The sequence below is a fragment of the Oceanirhabdus seepicola genome (genome assembly GCF_023684385.1).
Taxonomy (GTDB): domain Bacteria; phylum Bacillota; class Clostridia; order Clostridiales; family Clostridiaceae; genus Oceanirhabdus; species Oceanirhabdus seepicola.
The window spans coordinates 238,239-256,677 of sequence record NZ_JAGSOJ010000002.1 but is presented as its reverse complement, the minus strand read 5'-3'; the positions used below and the strand labels follow the sequence as shown (position 1 = coordinate 256,677).

The 18,439-nt window shown below is 30.2% G+C and carries 17 protein-coding genes; 2 read left to right on the top strand and 15 right to left on the bottom strand.

The features are described from left to right. Positions 1 to 65 precede the first annotated feature (65 nt). From KDK92_RS08860 to KDK92_RS08840, 5 genes are all read right to left on the bottom strand, one after another. Positions 66 to 1,346, bottom strand: coding sequence for a serpin family protein (locus KDK92_RS08860; RefSeq protein WP_250858875.1), 1,281 nt, complete (start codon positions 1,344 to 1,346; stop codon positions 66 to 68). Positions 1,347 to 1,384: 38 nt separating this feature from the next. Further along, a complete protein-coding gene (locus KDK92_RS08855) occupies positions 1,385 to 2,725 on the bottom strand; it encodes a serpin family protein (RefSeq protein WP_250858874.1) in 1,341 nt (446 codons plus the stop codon). A 117-nt stretch (positions 2,726 to 2,842) separates the two neighbouring features. After that, positions 2,843 to 3,262 carry a hypothetical protein gene (locus KDK92_RS08850; RefSeq protein WP_250858873.1) on the bottom strand — a complete coding sequence of 140 codons (420 nt, stop codon included), beginning with the start codon at positions 3,260 to 3,262 and terminating at the stop codon, positions 2,843 to 2,845. A gap of 39 nt (positions 3,263 to 3,301) precedes the next feature. Then, entirely contained in the window at positions 3,302 to 3,496 is a 195-nt protein-coding gene (locus tag KDK92_RS08845; protein WP_250858872.1) for a helix-turn-helix transcriptional regulator, read from the bottom strand. Positions 3,497 to 4,008: 512 nt separating this feature from the next. Beyond that, positions 4,009 to 4,554, bottom strand: a complete 546-nt coding sequence (locus tag KDK92_RS08840; protein ID WP_250858871.1) for a DUF3137 domain-containing protein — start codon at positions 4,552 to 4,554, stop codon at positions 4,009 to 4,011. A gap of 282 nt (positions 4,555 to 4,836) precedes the next feature. On the opposite strand from KDK92_RS08840, the gene KDK92_RS08835 reads away from it, so the two are divergent. After that, complete coding sequence (locus KDK92_RS08835; protein WP_250858870.1) at positions 4,837 to 5,805, top strand: hypothetical protein; 969 nt, start codon at positions 4,837 to 4,839, stop codon at positions 5,803 to 5,805. A gap of 63 nt (positions 5,806 to 5,868) precedes the next feature. Here the strand turns inward: KDK92_RS08835 and KDK92_RS08830 are convergent, their stop codons facing one another. The 5 genes from KDK92_RS08830 to uvsE all read right to left on the bottom strand — a co-directional run bounded on the left by KDK92_RS08830 (position 5,869) and on the right by uvsE (position 12,074). Continuing rightward, positions 5,869 to 6,891, bottom strand: coding sequence for a branched-chain amino acid aminotransferase (locus tag KDK92_RS08830; protein ID WP_250858869.1), 1,023 nt, complete (start codon positions 6,889 to 6,891; stop codon positions 5,869 to 5,871). 292 nt (positions 6,892 to 7,183) lie between these two features. Further along, positions 7,184 to 8,500 carry a sodium-dependent transporter gene (locus KDK92_RS08825; protein ID WP_250858868.1) on the bottom strand — a complete coding sequence of 439 codons (1,317 nt, stop codon included), beginning with the start codon at positions 8,498 to 8,500 and terminating at the stop codon, positions 7,184 to 7,186. A gap of 473 nt (positions 8,501 to 8,973) precedes the next feature. After that, on the bottom strand, positions 8,974 to 10,461 hold the full coding sequence (locus KDK92_RS08820) for a methyl-accepting chemotaxis protein (protein ID WP_250858867.1): 1,488 nt from the start codon (positions 10,459 to 10,461) through the stop codon (positions 8,974 to 8,976). 256 nt (positions 10,462 to 10,717) lie between these two features. Continuing rightward, complete coding sequence (locus KDK92_RS08815; protein ID WP_250858866.1) at positions 10,718 to 11,101, bottom strand: protease inhibitor I42 family protein; 384 nt, start codon at positions 11,099 to 11,101, stop codon at positions 10,718 to 10,720. Positions 11,102 to 11,111: 10 nt separating this feature from the next. Continuing rightward, positions 11,112 to 12,074, bottom strand: coding sequence for a UV DNA damage repair endonuclease UvsE (gene uvsE / locus KDK92_RS08810; protein WP_250858865.1), 963 nt, complete (start codon positions 12,072 to 12,074; stop codon positions 11,112 to 11,114). 183 nt (positions 12,075 to 12,257) lie between these two features. On the opposite strand from uvsE, the gene KDK92_RS08805 reads away from it, so the two are divergent. After that, positions 12,258 to 13,421, top strand: coding sequence for a hypothetical protein (locus tag KDK92_RS08805; protein ID WP_250858864.1), 1,164 nt, complete (start codon positions 12,258 to 12,260; stop codon positions 13,419 to 13,421). Between the two features lie 442 nt (positions 13,422 to 13,863). Here the strand turns inward: KDK92_RS08805 and KDK92_RS08800 are convergent, their stop codons facing one another. The 5 genes from KDK92_RS08800 to KDK92_RS08780 form a co-directional block, all read right to left on the bottom strand. After that, on the bottom strand, positions 13,864 to 14,625 hold the full coding sequence (locus KDK92_RS08800; protein ID WP_250858863.1) for a GNAT family N-acetyltransferase: 762 nt from the start codon (positions 14,623 to 14,625) through the stop codon (positions 13,864 to 13,866). Between the two features lie 42 nt (positions 14,626 to 14,667). Beyond that, positions 14,668 to 15,699 (bottom strand): M42 family metallopeptidase, encoded by a 1,032-nt coding sequence (locus KDK92_RS08795; RefSeq protein WP_250858862.1) that lies wholly within the window; start codon positions 15,697 to 15,699, stop codon positions 14,668 to 14,670. Between the two features lie 202 nt (positions 15,700 to 15,901). After that, positions 15,902 to 16,480, bottom strand: coding sequence for a signal peptidase I (lepB, locus tag KDK92_RS08790; RefSeq protein WP_250858861.1), 579 nt, complete (start codon positions 16,478 to 16,480; stop codon positions 15,902 to 15,904). Positions 16,481 to 16,507: 27 nt separating this feature from the next. Then, a complete protein-coding gene (gene lepB / locus KDK92_RS08785) occupies positions 16,508 to 17,068 on the bottom strand; it encodes a signal peptidase I (RefSeq protein WP_250858860.1) in 561 nt (186 codons plus the stop codon). 135 nt (positions 17,069 to 17,203) lie between these two features. Beyond that, on the bottom strand, positions 17,204 to 18,424 hold the full coding sequence (locus tag KDK92_RS08780) for a sugar ABC transporter permease (protein ID WP_250858859.1): 1,221 nt from the start codon (positions 18,422 to 18,424) through the stop codon (positions 17,204 to 17,206). Positions 18,425 to 18,439 lie beyond the last annotated feature (15 nt).

The window sequence follows — 18,439 nt, the reverse complement described above, 5'->3', positions numbered from 1 at the left end:
CCATTTATTTGAACTTGTCTTATATTCTTGTATTTAATTTTATCCCCTTTATGGTATCAAATCAATCAAAATTTAGGCTCATAAACAACTCCACTAAATAATATTGTATCATTCATACGATTACTTATTATAAATGCAAAGGGTCTATCACAATAAAAATCAACCTCTTTCTTTGGCATAGCACTTCCACATGCATGTTCTCTAGTTACTGCTGCCGCTTCTGTACCTTCCTCATCTAGTGATATTATTGTATTGTGCTTTATTTGACTTATGTAAGCATTTTTCATAATACCTTCAAGTGGTTTTTCCCCAATACTGAATATCTTATTTATTCCATTATCATTCAAGTACTTGTTAAGTTCTGTTTCATATTCGTATCTAAACTTAGGTATTTTCATTCTCACTTCTGAATAAACTCGCTTGTCCTCGTCATTTTTCCCATTCCAAAATTCTAATGACACATCTTTTAACACTTCATTAAGAGTTATACCTTCCTTAGGTAATATAAATGTCATTACGTGAGGCCCCTGATAAGGAAGATCTAATGCATACATCTTATCATCTTCATAAACAGACCTTAATGTATTCCTATTCATCATATCAACCATTATGGTATCTCCATTCACCTTAGTGAACTTTTCTTTCTTTGTGTTAGATGGACTAAATTCAGTGCTCCAATTTCCTTTGAAATATAGTGTGTTAACTAATGTCCCAAAGAATTCTTCTGTCACTTCATCCTCATTCATAATGTCTTTGAGTTTGCCTTTACTCTTTAACTCAATCCACTTATTTACCTTACTAACAGATTTCTCTGTATCATTAATAAAGTCTTCGCTGTAAACTTCACTAAAGAAATTTTCTTTTGAAACATTTAGAAAATCTTCATAGATACTTTCAGATACCTTGCTATCAAACCACATTGAATTCCCTATTATAACCTCATCCTCTTCTCCATTAGCACAATCAATAATTAACTCCTTAAACTGGTTATTTATAATTTCTTTAGCTTCATTAATATTTATGTCTTCCCCAAATAAATATGTGATTATCTCTTCATCACTTCCATTGGATCCTCCATTCTGTAATAAAGCTAATGATGAAGCTATGCTCAATGAAGAAATAAGCATATTTTCTTGATTATTAAGTTGATTCATCATGTGAAATGCTGATCTATTTATTACCTTACTTGCCTCCGCAATCTCACCTATTTTATCATCTCTATCTCTTACTGAAATTTCTATAATTTCCACGTCTATATCTTGCCTTGTCTCATTTTTAGTAGTATTACATCCACTCAAGCTCATCATCATACATATAAATAAGAATATACCTACCCACTTTTTCAATTTTCCCACTCCTTCCATAATTCTTTTTTAAATGTATCTTATGCTGGATTATATACTTTCCCAATGAAAAGAATACTATCATATTTTCTATCACTTATTATAAATATAAATGGTCTGTTAACTATGAATTCTTTTGGCTCCTTTTCTTCTTCACAAGCTTCACTTTTATCCATTTCTGATTCAGTAGCTGCAGCAGCTTCTGTTCCATTTTCACTAACTTCAATTGTACACTTCTGTTTGATAAGTGAAAGATAAACATCCTCTCCAATATCACTTAATCCTGCGGGTTTTCTCATAAATATGCTTTCAACACCACCATTTATCAGATCATCATTTAATAGTCTGTCATATTCTACTTTGAATTTAGGTATATTAAGTATTACATCCTCATAATTAAAATAATTCTCTCCATTATTTATTTCCTGCCACCACTCAATGTCCATATCATTGATTATCTCTTCTATCCCACTGTTTTCATGTGGCAATATAATTGTCATTTCATATTTACCATATCCATAAGCTTTCTTAATTGCCTTGTATCCCTCATTCTCAAGATACTCCACATCCTCTTTAGATTGCATCATAGGAACTTTGATTTTTTCTCCTTCACCTGTAGTGAACTCTTTCTTCCTAGTAGCTCTTTTATTAAAAGGCTCCTGCCAAGGACCTTTAAAATAAAGAGTATTTAGTATAACTCCAAAGAACTCATCATCCAAATCCTTATCCATAATTTCTTCTATCTTACCTTTAGTTTTACGACTACACCATCTATTTACCTTATTTATAGCCCTCTCAGTATCTCCTTTGAAATCTTCAAAATAAACCTCTGCAAAAAAATCATTATTTGCTCTATCTATAAATTCCTCATTAACTTCATTTGAATATTGATTATCTATCCACATTGAAGTTCCATATTCAATATCACACTTCTTACCATCATTACTCATATATAAAATGTATTCATTAAAATCTTTATTCATCTGTTGAATTGTGTCATTATCTTCAACAAGTCTTTTACCCGGTAACATATATCTCATTAACTCCTTTTTTCCCTCTTCATTTGCCCCATTAGTAAGAAGCGCTAAAGAACTCCCAAGGCTCACTGAAGAAATCACAAGGTTATTCCCCTCATCCTTCTTAACCATCTCAAATGCTAAATTATTTATTGAATTAAGTGCCCTATTATCACTGTTCAAACTGGACTTATTGCTTTTTACTTCTATTAATTCAATTCCATCAACTTCTAGTACATTACTTCTTCCAATAGACCAATTATTAAACCCTAATCCTATAATAACTATTACTGCTGTAATTACAATTATCATACTAGCCATAATTCCATAACCACTAATTCCTTTTCTACTCCTATTTTTACTCAAAGTACTACCCCCTTTACACATATCCATTATTATATACGAGATTTATTTCAAATAGTTTACATTTTAGTTAAAATAACAATACTCAACATGTAACACGGGGACGGTTGTCTAGTATTACTAATATTTTGATCCTACTCTAAATAGATTTACAACATAAATAACTGGAAATACCACTAATAATATTAATATATAGTTTGTTACAGATATAGTAACATATTGAACAATAATTATACTTATCATTAAAACTGTATACGTGGGCCAATAGGAACTATATGCAGCCTTTCCTCTTATATCAGCGCTCATTTCATCATTCTCTGCTATAGTAGTGTCCTTAATTTTTTTATTATTCTTTCCAAAAGTATACATTAGGAACATAATAATTCCCATTGCTGTAGCACCATAACCTATTGACGTAACCAATCGCTTTTCGCCAATTGGATCAAATAAATAAGTTGATACAATAGCACAAACCCCAAATAATGCAAATAGCAGTGACTGTATTTTATTCCTTGTATTTAATTTTTTGTAACTTTTCATATAATTAATTCTCCTTTATAAATAATTATTTCCCCATGCTTACCCCTCAAATAAAAAAACTTCTTCTATAGTTAAATTAAATATCTTAGCAATCTTATATGCCAACATAATTGACGGGTTATACTTCCCCTTCTCAAGAGATATAATAGTTATTCTTGAAACTCCCACCATCTCACCTAATTTATCTTGTGTTATACTGTTATTTTCTCTGAGTTCTTTAACTCTATTTTTCAATTTTTTCTCTCCCCTCCTCTCATCATGTTAAGTTTCCTTTACATTCAAAACAAAAAAATTTTTCCCATTTCTGCAATGTTAAGTTTCCTTTACATGTAACTCAAAAAAATATATTGATATTCAATTAATGTTAAGCTAGCTTTACATATATATTACCATAAATATCCATATGCGTAAACACTAATTTGCCTGTTTTTTATTTTAATCGTTGTGACAGATGCTGAAGATATATAGAATAGCTTATCCTCTTATAATGTTCTTTTGGAATTTTTTAAAGAATAAAAGCTCAAAAAATAAGAGCCATCGTGATTTTTATCAACGATGACTCTTAACATAAAACCGAAATAAAATAATTTATAGTTAGTGCAGAAAAGACTACTATAAATAATGAAAACAACAATGTAGGAACCATATTTTTTACCATATAATCATCTCCTGTAAAACATTCTTACTATATAGACGCTTTAGAAATATAAAAAGTTGCAATAATTCGCAACTTCTTCTAAAAAATATTAAATTTCTTGTATGCTACCTAATATTTCTATAATAAGATAATACATTTTTCTTAAAGTTTCTATGTTTTTAACGGCTCCTTTTGTATACATGCATATATGTATCTTTTTTTCTATAGTTTCAATTGATAATTTATTAATTGGTATTCCAATTATCAATCTTTTGATAACACTTTTGTTCATCATTCCTCTTGCATATTGCACATTATTTGTATATATCTTGAATCTTTCATTAAACTGCGAATCTGATATTTTAACCTCTCCAATGCCATCGATTTCGTTTTCCTTATGACTTAATCTCCTAGTTGTTTTTTTTAAATACAATCTAAGATTTAAGATTTTCTTATAATCTAATTCCATTTTAACATTGGTTTCAAATTTTGGTAAAATATTATTATGAATTTTATCAATTTTATATATTACTTCATCTCCATCTATCTTAAATGAAATGTTAGTCATATTGAATTCATTGCTTTTCTCTTGAAACTCACCATTCATCTCTTCAGAGAATCTTTTCCAAGAATTATAATTGCCTAAAAACTTCATATTTACCCCTCCTATAGCACTATCTTTCTCGAAAAACTATAATTCCCATATTCTTTTCTATATTATAACATATTTAGTTCTTATTTGTTTTTATGCTCTTTAAATCGTACTATACTTTCAAAAAATCCCACACTATATTAAAATTTATTATCTTTCAATTTTTTAACATTTTATCAAGAATCATTGAACTTTCTTGAAAACTCATCTAAATTTATGTATTCTTATTATATATACTATATAATATTTTAGATTAGGCGTATGAAACGTACTTTGGAGGTTAAAATGAAAAAAAAATTATTGTGTATTGTTTTATCTGCTATGATTGCAAGCGGCACATTGGTAGGATGCGCTTCTAAAAATTCACCACAAGATAACTCAAAAAATTCAAAAAAAAATAAAGTTGTTAACACAATCAAAGTTCCAGATGATTTGAAAAAGAAATCAGATGATGATCAAAATGAAATAGTTAATCTATTCAATCAATATGTTATAGAAAATAAAAAAACATCTGAGCTGGTAACTTATTTAAATGAAAATATTCAATATTTATCTACTAAAAATGCTACAGATTTAGTTCTTTTATTAGAGATAGTTCAAAGGGACAGCTTCATATTAATTAATGAACAACTTCATTCAGGTGAAAATGATAATATTCTTATAGATACATATAATTATGATAATATCACTCTAGATAATGTTGATAGAATCGAAAATGAAAATCTTAAATCAATAGTTACAGATATTTTAAATTCCCATTTTAAATTATATGTAACTGAAGGTAATTATGATGCAATTATAGATTATTCAGCCTATAATATATACTCAAACTATATTGATGAAGATATCAAATCTTATTTCGAATTGATGAGTATTGAATCTAACGAACCTTCTTACTCAGATGGAGCCCCTGTTTTATCTCTTGAAGAACAATTCGAGAGAGCTAAAAATGCAGCTAATTTTATGGACAAGTATCATAATTCTCCTAGGTATAATATTGTGGAATATCGTTATTATGTTTATATGGGAACACTTCTGATGAATGGACCTATAAGAAATATTCCAGTTGATAGTGAGTATACTTCTGATGAATTTAAATTATTTATTGAAAATATTGATTTGTCGAATAAAAATAACCTTGCTGTAAAAGAACTAAGTAACTTCAAAAAATTACTGATTGAAAATGATTATACATTTAATGATAATGTTAAAGAGTACATAACTTCTCTTTGGACCAATATATCAAATCAATAATAAAGAAAAAAAGAAATAGAGTGTCATCAACTGATGACACTCTATTTTTTAATTTAAAATTCCTTATTTCACTTCAACTATCCAACCTTCTGGTCCTTCAACCTCTCCAAATTGAATTCCTGAAAGTATATCGTAAAGTTTTCGTGTTACTGGTCCAACTTCAGTTTCACTATGGAATACATGTAATTTTTCATTATACTCTATTCCACCAATTGGCGTAATAACTGCAGCAGTTCCACATGCCCCTGCCTCTATAAATCTATCTAATTTATCTACAAATACATCTTCTTCTTTTACCTTCAAACTTAAATAATTCTCAGCAATATGCATTAGAGAATATTTTGTTATACTTGGAAGTATTGATTCTGATTTAGGAGTAATGAATTCATTATCAGCTGTAATACCAAAGAAATTTGCTGCACCTACTTCTTCAATTTTAGTGTGCGTTTGAGGATCAAGGTATATAGCATCTGCGAATCCTCTATCTTTTGCTATTTTATGAGCTAATAAACTTCCAGCATAGTTTCCACCAACTTTTGCTGCACCTGTTCCATATGGTGCCGCTCTATCATACTCAGCAATCATAAAGTTAACTGGAGCCATTCCACCCTTAAAGTATGGACCTACTGGAACTCCGAATACCACAAATTTAAATTCTGGAGCTGCTTTTACGCCTAGATTGTCACCTACTCCTATAAGAAATGGTCTTAAATAAAAAGTTGCTCCACTTCCATAAGGTGGTACATATGCTTCATTAGCTTTAACTACTTGTTTACATGCATCTATAAATTGTTCTTCTGAAATTTCTGGCATTAATATTCTTCTACAACTACTATTCATTCTCTTAGCATTCTGATCTGGTCTAAAAAGCTGTATTTTCCCCTCTTTAGTTCTATACGCTTTTAATCCCTCGAAACATTGCTGTCCATAATGAAGTGCTGTAGCTGATTCACTAATAGCAATCTTATTATCTTCAACTAATTTCCCTTCATCCCATTTTCCATCTTTCCAATGAGAAACATATCTAAAATCGGTCTTGATATAGTTAAATCCTAACTCACTCCAATTGATATCCACAGGTTTCATTGAATTTACCTCCAATATAATAATAATTTTCATATTTTTTTCATTATTATTATAGCACATTACAATCTATGTTTACCACTTTGCAGTGGTCAGGCTATTGAAAAAGCCCCATCTCGGCGTCACTAAGGCTCTCTGCGCTGCTCAAGTACATAATTCGTACGTTCCGCTGCTCGTTCGCCTTGTTCCTTGACCTTTGACTTTTTCAATGCCTGAAACTCTTAAGACTACAAATTAAGTAAGGACAATATAATCTATCTTTCTTATAAAATTCTCTACTTCTTGGTAGAATTTACTAACCAATTCCACCAAGAAGAATTCCTAATATTAATATTATTATTGAGAATGGAACAAAGAAATACTTAGCTGCCAATTCAAATATTTTTCCTTGCTTTTTAGCTGCACCCTTATTAATCTCAGGTAATATATTCTTAGTACCATATATCCAGTATATACAAATAGCTCCTATTACAGCTCCCAAAGGAGCTATATATACGCTACTAATATCTGCTACCATACCAAATAAATTCATATTCAAATCCAATGGTATTCCTAATATGAAAACAATAATAGTCACTCCTATAGCAGCTTTCTTTCTAGAAATATTGAAATTATTTTTTAGAACCTCAACTGGTACTTCTAACATATTTATAGCTGATGAAACTGCTGCAAATATTATTCCTGCAAAGAACAATATTCCAAATATAGTTCCTCCAGGCATACTACTGAATATCGATGGTACAGTAATAAACAATAATGTTGGTCCTGCTTGTGGGTCTAGTCCAAAAGCAAATGCTGCTGGAATAATAACAAAAGCTGATAACAACGCAGCTATTGTATCAAAAATAATAATCTGTTTTGTTGCATTGACAACATCAACTTCTTCCTCAAGGTAACTTCCATAAACCACCATAGCACAACCATTAAGTGATACTGTGAAGAATGCTTGTCCAAGTGCCATAATCCAAGTCATGGGTTTTAACAACATATCCCATTTGGGAATAAGTAAGTACTTTACACCTTCCATAGCACCTTCTAAGCTTAAAGATCTAATCATAATTCCAATTAATATAATAAACAATAATGGCATCATAATCTTATTGATTTTCTCTATCCCTTTAGAAACACCAAGTGAAACTATTAGCACAACTATTAATAGAGCTATACCATGCCAAATGATACTATCACTTGTCCCAATAAATCCCTCAAAATAATCTGAAATATTAGCTACTTCATTCATTTTTCCTGTTACATAAGCAAAGAAATATCTTATAATCCACCCAGTTACAATTGCATAAAATAGAAATATCCCTACAACCCCTAAGGTTGGGATTGCTGAAATAGTATTTCTTAATCCAGATGGAAGCTTTTCTAATATTACATTGTAAGCTTTAAAAGATCCCCCTTTCATCTTCCTTCCAATAGCGAATTCTCCCATAAGTCCTATTGGTACCAATATAGCTAAAAATAAAAAATAAGGAATTAAAAATGCTGATCCCCCGTACTGCCCCAATCTCCATGAGAACATCCAAACGTTCCCAAGACCAATAGCTGACCCAATACATGCAAGTATAAATCCAATTCTCCCTGAAAATTTTTCTCTTTTTGACATAGTCTTCACTCCCTTTCATAATCCTTAATACATTTATATTTTTTTATAAAACAAAAGACCTTGTAAGTATTTAGGAAAATACCTACAAGGTCGTATAAACATAATACAACACCATATAGATACAGGCCCTACAGATTTTCCATTCTGCACGGCCTGTATCTATATTATATATAAAAATATAACACTTAGAGAAACAAGCCATCTACATAAAATAAAAATATTCATTTTTAAAATAATATGATGTAAATAAATTTCTCATGATTATATCTCCTTCATAGTTTTTTTTGAATTAGTCCTTATATTGTGACTGCTTGTATAATACTTTAACACCTAAAAGTGTTAAAGTCAACACTTTATTTTATAAAAATTTTGTTGAGTAAAAAATTAAAAAGGATGAATCCTTGGATTCATCCTGAGTTTATCACAGAATTACATTATATTGTTTTGAATCTATTTGCTGTATTTAGAGTATCCTAATTATTCATTTTTAAACGTTGTGCACTATTATTGATATTCCCCGTATATTCAGCTATTTCAGCAAATGAAGCATTCATCTCCTCACTTAGTGCTGAAATTTCCATAATGGTATTATGATTACCATTATGTACTTCTCTTAAATTATCTACATTCACTTTTATCTCTTCTCCACTGCCATTTAAATTGGCAATCATATAACTACTATCCTCAATATTCTTTATGATATCATTCTGAGCTTTAAACATAAGATCAAAACTACTAACACTTTCTTTTATAAGCTGCGAATTATTCTCTATTATATTATTACTACCTTTAATTGTATCATCAACTTTTGAAATATCCTTTGTTATATGACTTATTATTTCACCTATCTTATTAGCTGCCTCTTCTGATTGTGATGATAATTTCTTTATCTCCTCAGCAACCACAGCAAATCCTCTTCCTGCATCACCAGAACGTGCTGCCTCAATAGATGCATTTAAGGCAAGTAGATTAGTTTGCTTTGAAATATCTCCTATAGCTTGTACAGCTTCTTCAATTTCCCCGTTCCTCTTTATTAAATTTTTAACAGCTTCTGAACTCTTAGCTGCTTGTGTGCTTGTCTTATCTATTTCTTCAGTAATCTTTAATAATTTTTCCTTATTCTCCTCTGAAGATGAAGTAACTTTGAAGCTACTCTCCATAATCGACCCCATTTTACCTTGTGTTTCTCTAATAAATTCTTCAATACTATCTACTGTATTTTCTGTATTTGAAATATATTTCACGAAATCTTGTGATTTATTAACCATCTCTTCTGTTGAGGTAGTTATCTCTGAAATTGCCTCATTAGCCAGTGTTATATTATTATTTAAAACCTCAACATCTCCAACAAACCCCTCAGCATAGGTCTTATTGGATTCAAGGACATTTTTTATTGTTATCATATTATTGTCATTTTCTTTTAACAACTCAATAAATTGTTTCCATGACAGATAACTAACTCCACCTATGACAATAAGCTGTATAACATAAAATGTCGTATACTTAAAAGCATCACTTAAGTTATTCATCATTATTGTATTTGGGAACACCTTCGTATTCAATATAATCCCAATAGCCATTAATGGTATAGTACTTATTATAGTTCCTTTTAGCAGCTTACCATCAATATATAAAGTGGCAAATAGTATAGGTACTACCCATGTCAGAACTGCTATTATTCCTGATGATATATACATACAAAAAGAAGCTGTCATTGCGCATGCAACCATTATGTATTTAAAATTTTCCTTATTCTTCAGAGTCTTTTCAAGTATTAAAGGTATAGCAAATACCAATAATTGAGCATATACAAGCCCTCTTTTAAATGATAAATCAACGCCTTTATCCCGTATAAAAACTATCACTAAATCAATTATTAAAAGTACAATTGCAAATTTAAATATTCTTAATACTATATCATTTGTTTTCAAATGATTTGAAGATACTTTTCTTTCTTCCATAAATTCACCCTCCTTAGTACTTCAGGAAATATCCCCACATTCCTGCTCTTTTTTCGTAGATTATTTACTTATTGCTAAAAAAACAACTTATTTCTAAACACAAGTTGTCCAATGCTGTTTTTTATTATAATCATAATTATAATTATAGTAAAAAAAAGCATATAAATACGTTTACTATATAATAACATATCTATACACTAATTACACCCTAAAATATTACATTTTTATCATTTATATTTATATTTATATTCCTATTTTACATTACTTTTACAATCATTGTCTTTAACTTAATAGGTTCTTTCTTTTCCCCTCTCCTTTCTAAGGTAAAGGTAATCATTGTTTCTCCTTTTTTCATTCCTTTAAATTTAAAAATATGTAATTTATCCGCTCCTTTTTCGTTCTTTTTATGGTGCTTATTTTCTTCTCCAACTAGTTGTACTGTTTCTTTATCCCTTATTGCTACCGCCCAAGTATATCCACTCGAATTATTCTCTAATATTTTAATTTCAAAACTATCTCCATTTTTTATTACGTACTTGTCAGGGAATTTTATTCTCAGATCATCAGACTTACCAAAAGTTGTTTCATAGAATACAAGTATGAAAACTGCGAGAAGCATCATAAATATTTTTTTCTTCACTAAATCACTCCTATAGTACCTCAAAAGTTGATGTATCTATCCAATTCCATTGTGGCCTATTTTGTTTTATATAAAATGCTAAATCATACAATGCCAAATCTTTTTTCTTAGCCTCTAGCATTATATCAATATCCTTACCGATTATAGCACATTGTTCAATAAACTTAATAAAAGCTTCACCATCAATAAAGTCAGCATGTTTCTTGTCTAACCCTCCTTCTTTTGGACTTGAAAAATGAAATTTAGGATTATAAAATTCCCCTTCCCATGTATTTATTATTCTATCAAGAATATCTTCTAAATTTTCATCACCATGTTTACAATTATAGTGATGAACATCTAGAACCATTGGTAATTTTAATTCCTCACATAAGCCTAAGGTATCTTCTGCTGTGAATATTTTATCATCATTTTCTAATATCAATCTATTTTTTACTTCACTAGGTAATCTTTCAAAATTCACCTTGAATCTCTCAAGTGCCTTTTCTTTTCCTCCTTGGGAACCTCCTACATGAATTACCATTTTACCATGTTCATAATTAATATCTTCAAAAAAATTAACATGGTACATAAGATTTCTCTTGGTACTTTCAAATACATCTTCTTTATTACTATTAATTACATTAAATTGATCTGGATGAGTATCAACTCTTATTCCGCACGATTTTATCAGCTCTCCTATAATTTGAAAATCTCGATCAAAAATATTTCTGTAATCCCAGTTTTCAACCTCTGGATGAGTTGCCAGTGGAATAAGTTTTGATGTAATTCTATAAAAATGAATATTATTCTTTATATTGTATTTTAGTATTTTAGTAAGATCATCGAGATTTGATAATGTAACACGCTTTAACTTATTTAATCTTTCCTGCTCATTAACTATACTTGAATATATTCTATAAGTAACTGTACTAGATGATGTAACCTTCGGTAGCCTTAGTGCTATACACACATAGCCTAATCTCACCTTCATAATTTTCATCTCCTCACAATTTTAGATGTACCATTATGTATTATTTGTTATAAATCAAGTTTTATTCTTTTTATATCTAACATATAGATAATATAGATATTCTAGTTCACAAGTTTATTTATTCAAATGGTTAAATGTAACTTTAACCAAAAATATTTTTTGAATCATTGAAGGGAGTTTTTTATGAATAAGAAAAAAATAATTTATTTTTTATCATTACTTTTATTTATTTGTTTCTTTAGTAATTTAACCACATATTCTTATGTCAATATTAACGATACAGTAGTAGAAGCCTTTAATACAAATACTACGAGTACTATTTCTGATGATATTTTATCAAAGAAATTCATGCTCCAGACAACACCAATTGGCTCAGAATGGCATTATACCGATGCTCATGGTGGTAATCTTTTTCTAGTTTTAAATAACATAGAAAAAACTAAGGGCATCACTACTCGTATTTCATTCAGAGGTGCTTATTCTGAATGTGAACTTTTTTCTATTTATGGTGAAACCTTATATTTTGAAATCAATTTCTTAATTTATAAAAATAAAATTTTTCAAAAGGTGTGGGATTCAAAATCTAATTCATCTATTACTTCTTTAATTCACTCAATAGAAGATTTCTCTCCCAAAAAAATTTCTCTCAATTTTAACGAGAAACTTGCAACGTTTTCTTTAGAATATATATTCCTATCAGAGGAATGTGTGCTTAAAAATATGATTACAGATGAAATCTGCAAAAATTATATGCTTGGAGAAAAAGTTCTATTTTCTAAACAAAATGATATATCTATGGACTGGTATAGAGGAATTGATACTCTAGAGGATGAATACTATTCAAACGGTGCTCATCACACTATTCTAATGATGCTAGATTGGCTATATTCTAATAAGCAAGATTTCAAACATAGGCCAATCTATATGTTTGGTGAAAATGATATGTTAACCGATGAGAGCGTAAAAGATGCCATTTCAGTTTATAGCGAATATAGCATATATACTCCTATAAATGTCACTGAAGAGTTGATAACACATAATTTAAATGAGGGCTATATATTGATTTTAAAGATTAACCCTGAAAACATTGCTCATGAAACTAATATGAAATCTCATAAAGGTATTTATTATTATGGTAAGGATCACTACATAATAATTAAAGGATTTGCCCAAATAGATAATTCTCTATATTTCACAGCATATGATCCACACTCTCTTTATGAACAATATGATGATGGTTCGTATAAGGGAAAGGATAGATTCTACAGAGCTTCGGATATACTTGATACAATCAATAATACTGGAACAAACGTGTACGTGATAAAAACCCCTAAAACAAATGGATAATTGATAATGGATAATGTATAATGGTGGATGTTTCTGATAACTCAGAAACTACATCTTATTGTTCTTTAGACAAGATTATTTTACTCATTTTATCTGTGATAAAATATTGTACTTGATATACAACAATATTGTCTAATATCCCCTCACAATTAAACCTTTAAAATAAAAAAGTTGACGACACTAAATTGTCGCCAACCTTTTTACTTTTTAAATATAAGCCATTATTACTATAAAAACAAATCCTAATGAAAAATTTTATAAGAAATACATAATAGGACAAAGTAATTTTACTCATTTTATCTTTAAATAAATTATCTTATTTCAAGTCCAATGTTTCATCCAAAATGAAACGAGTAACCTTCTATTGTCCAAAGACCAATACAATTAAAATTTCTCGAAGAGAAATGTCCATCATTCTCCATTATACATTATCCATTCTCCATTACGCTTTTAGATCGACCGTCCACCAATTATACTTTCCATGATTAGCCGATTGTTTTACAATACTTCTAGGTAATTTATCCACATCTTCTTTTAGTATTGTAGCCCCTGTATTATCTCTTTTTTCATTTTTCGCAAGTTGCTGTGCATAATTTATAGCCATTTTATACTCATCATGACTTCTCTTTCTTGAAAATAAATCTTCAATCCATAATCCTCTATATGATAATGTTTCCATAGGCAGATATGTTATATCCTGAACCTCTCTCAACTTCTCTTTAAAACTCCATGTTTCCCATAATATAAGGTTATAAATACCTTCTTGTTTTTTGAAACCAGATATCTCAAATGCCTTTTGACTGCCTATATTCCCTATTCTTATAAGTGCCCTTGCATAATCTCCTTCAAGAGCTTCTCCTCTTTTAAGCGATTCTTGAACAAGTCGAGTCCCTATTCCTTTTCCTTGAACCGATTTTTTAACTGCTATAAGATCAATTTCCCATCTTTTCTTGCCACGTTTATTTACTGACATAAAACTTGAGATAACCCCTATAATCTCTCCATCTAAATACGCCCCTATAATGGAAGCATTTTTATTATATATTTGTGCTGCATATGTCTCTCGCATTATATGCATATCCCATACATCCTGGAAAACTTCCTGTACAGCTTCAAACTCGTCTAAAGAAGGTTCTCTTAATATAATCTCCCCCATATTACTCACTCCTTCATTGGAAATAACACTCTCTTTTCTATTCTTCATCGCATATCTCCATATACCCCTTGAAGCTATTTAAAACAAAGCTTATTTCAAATAATTTATTAAAAGTTTTATGGTGTTTCCAATAGCATCAGTATGAGTTCGCTCGTAATGATGTGTTGCATCCACACCTGGACCCACACAAGCAAAATTAATATCTATTGAACTGTGCATTAATTGCGTTGCATCTGATGAATAACTATTGTATACATCCACTTTATAGTCTATGTCATTTTCTTCTGCAATATTAACCAATCTATTTCTAAATCCAAAATCATATGGAGTTTTATTGTCCCTAGCTGCGATACTTACTGCATATTCACTAGACTCCTGACCTGGTCCAACTGTTCCAATATCAATTGCAATAACCTCTTTTGTCTTAGGTGGAACACCAGCTACTCCATGTCCACATTCTTCATAATTACTTATGAAGAAATGAGTTGTGTTCTTTGGCTTCATACCATTCTCTCTCATATATCTACATATCTCAAGTACCATACCTACTGCAGATTTATTATCTATATATCTAGTTTTTATGAATCCATTATCTGTTATCTCTGTTCTTGTATCCATAACAATAAAATCACCAACATTTATTCCAAGAGCTTTAACATCTTCCTTGTTGAATACTTTCTCATCAAGTCTTACTCTCATAAGAGCATCATCTCTTTTGCTCTCGTACGCTTTAAGTCCATTTACATGTGAAGAAGCAACTGTAGGTATAATAGCTCCTCTTATCTTCTTACCCTGTCTAGTTATAACTGTACAATTTTCTCCCTCTACAGCATTCCAACATCCTCCACCTACTCTGAAATATTTAAGCTTACCATCAGACATTATCTCCTTAACCATACCGCCTAATGTATCTATATGAGCTGTTATCATCACATGTTCTTCATCATCTTGCCCTCTCATTGTAGCTATAAGAGCACCTTTGTTTGTTATGCATGTCTCAAGTCCAAACTCCTCAAAATCTTTCTTTACCTCTTTTATAGCTTCCATTGTGTATCCAGATGGACTTGGAATTTCTAAATATTTTTTCATCATATCAACTGCATATTGTGTATTAACATTCATATTGAAATCCCCTTTACCTTAAGGCATATTCAAATAAATAAGTAGTCAGTATGCTAGTCTATTTTGTGTCATCTTTCCCTTGTTATTTTTTTATATACCTAAATCACATAATATTCAAATAATACTTATTATACCACAGCCTACTCATCTAAACTTCTAAGTTGGATAAAATTTTACAAAGATAGAATATTGTTAAGATTATTTATTCTACCTTTCCAAACTTACTCAATGGCCAAAATCTAAATCTAACTTTACTGATAAGTTCATTTTTATATACATATGGATCCCTCCAGTATCTCGCATCACCTGAGTTTGCTCTGTTGTCTCCTAAAAAGAAGTATGCATCTTCTGGAACTTTGAATGTACCGATTTTCCTCAAAGGATCAATATCATTTGAATCAACTTGATATTTAACATAATATTCTTCAAGCTTTATACCATCCACATATACAGTTCCATCTTTTTCAATTCTGATCTCTTCATTAGGTAATCCTATCAACCTTTTCAGATATTCTTTATCAGAATTCTCTTTTTCATAAGATGCATCATCATTATTGAAAACTATTATGTCTCCACGCTTTAAATTATCAAAATTATATATATATGTAGTAAACATCTTGTTCCCTATTTCTACAGTTGGAACCATTGATGGAGTCGGTACATTTATGTTGTAGAATACAAAGCTTTTCAATATTAGACATATTGTTCCCACAATAACAAAAGGAATAATCCAATCTTGAATGAATTTATTGTCCTTTAACTTTAGTAATTTATTTTTCATTCTATATCCTCCTATGATTAAAACTACTTAATCTAACTTTCCGAACTTATTCAATGGCCAAAATCTAAATCTAACTTTACTTATTAGTTCATTTTCATATACATATGGATCCTTCCAGTATCTAGCGTCAGCTGAGTTTGATCTGTTGTCTCCTAAAAAGAAGTATGCATTTTCTGGAACTTTGAATGTCCCAGTATTCATACGTGGGTCAATATAATTTAGACTAACTTGATTTTTTACATAACGTTCTTCAAGTTTTACTCCATCTACATATATAGTTCCATCCTTTTCTATTGTAATTTCTTCATTAGGTAATCCTATTAGTCTCTTAAGTAAAGGCTTATCATTCACATCTTCATTTTTGAAAGCTATTATATCTCCCCGTTTTAATTTATCAAAATTATATATATGTGTTGTAAACATCCTGTCCCCTATTTCTATAGTTGGAACCATTGATGGCGTTGGTACTTTTACATTGATAAATACAAACTTTGTCAAAATCAAACAAACTACTCCCGCTGCTACAAAAGGTATAACCCAATCTTGTATAAATTTATTGTCCTTAAACTTTATTACTATCTCTTTCATGCCCTTACCCCCTTCAAAACTAATTAGTAACTTTTTACAGTATATCATATTTAATTTCTTATAGGAACTGTAACAAAAAAGAGCCCACTAGTGGCTCTTTTTCAAGAAGGGGATTTATATATATTGTAAATAATATTACGCATTTTTCTTTCTTGTTGATATATCAATCCATACTGCTAATAACAGTACGAAACCTTTAACAATAAGTCTCTCTGGTGTACCAACATCCATCAGAAGCATACCATTATTTAGAGTTGCCATAACTAGAGCACCTACGATAGCTCCCATTATAGTTCCTTCTCCTCCAAGGGTACTTGTTCCACCAATGATAGCTGCTGCTATAACTTCAAGTTCCATACCTTGTCCCGCCGCTGCTGTTGCAGAAGCAAGTCTTGCTGTAAATAACATACCACCAATTGCACCTAATATACCTGATGATATAAATATCCATAGTGTTCTCTTCTTAATGTCAATACCAGATAACTTTGCAGCTTCTTTATTTCCGCCAATAGCATATACATGTCTACCAAAAGTAGTTTTAGTGGTAATAAATGTGTAGAGACCACCAACAACCATTAATAATAATGTTGAATAAGGAACTCCACGATAAAGTGATAAGATTATAAATACGAAAGAAATCATTGATATTACCACTAAAAGCTTAAGAACAAATAATGTTGATGGAAGAACTTCAAACTCATATGTTTCTCTTTCTTTTCTCTTCCTTAACTCCATAATTACATATATAGCAATTATTGCGATTAACATTATAATAGTTGTATTATGAGGAATCATATCCTTTACTGAATTTGATCCTCCAAATATTGTTGGAATATAATCTTGTCCAATAACCTTAAATGCATTTGGAACAGTTACTGTTTCACCATTTGTTATTTTAAGAAGTAATCCATTGAAGAACATCATACCCGCTAAGGTAACAATAAAAGCAGGTACATTTCTATAAGCAACCCAATATCCTTGCCAAAGACCTATAATAGCACCGATTGCTAAAGTAATAATAACTGCTAGAGCAATACCGCCTGGTCCTCCACCAAAGTTTCTCATAAGAATAGCACATGTTGCACCTGTTAAACCTACAACTGCTCCTATGGATAGGTCTATATGACCAGCTACAATTACCAGTACAACACCACATGCAAGAATTGCGATATGTGCAGTCTGTAACATAAGAGTGGATAGATTTCTAGGTGTGAAGAAATTACCGTTTAGTAATGAAAAAATCACCATTATTCCTATTAATGCTATAAACATTGTATATTGTCTTATATTATTTTTTAATTGAAATTTTATAATATCTAACACACTCTTATTATTTAATTTATCTTGTTGAGCCATGTTAATAATCCTCCT